A 645-nucleotide genomic window follows, 5' to 3' on the forward strand; every position below is an offset into this window, starting at 1 on the left:
CCGCCCCGCCCCTCTGACCCCAGGAGTTCCCCCGATGACGTCCCCCGTGCACACCGACCTCGGTGCCCTCCTCGCGCACTCGCGATCCGTGATCACCTCCCTGCAGGAGCCGAACGGCGCCTATCCCGCCAGCCCGGACTTCTCCGCATACCGCGGATACTGCTGGTTCCGCGACGGCGCGTTCATCGCCGACGGCGTCTCGGCGGCGGGGGCGGTCGAGTCCGCGACCGCGTTCTTCGACTGGTGCTCGGACGTGCTGATCCGGCATGAGAGCACGATCGAGGAGATCGTCGCGGGGGCTCGATCCGGGCGGCCGTTGCCCGACGACCGGATGCTGCCCGCTCGCTTCACGATCGCCGGCGACCTCGGCGACGACGACTGGTGGGACTTCCAGCTCGACGGCTACGGAACCTGGCTCTGGGCCGCTGTGGCCCACGCCCAGCGGCACGGCCTCGACGCGCAGCGCTGGCGCCGCGCGGCCGAGCTCACGGTCGACTACCTCGTCAGCTCCTGGCAGCGGCCCTGCTTCGACTGGTGGGAGGAGCACTCCGAGCACGTGCACGTCTCGACGCTGGGCTGCATCGCGGCGGGGCTCTCCGCGGCGGCATCCGGCGGGCTGATCGAGGGCGAGCGCCTGCGGTCCGC

At 72.4% G+C, this 645-nt stretch carries 1 protein-coding gene; it reads left to right on the forward strand.

The window, feature by feature from the left end:
• Nucleotides 1–34: 34 nt before the first annotated feature.
• Nucleotides 35–645, forward strand: a 611-nt coding sequence (locus ACNPM4_RS03780) for a glycoside hydrolase family 15 protein (protein ID WP_448984743.1), incomplete at its 3' end; no start/stop codon positions are given.

This window comes from Microbacterium umsixpiens (assembly GCF_053543675.1).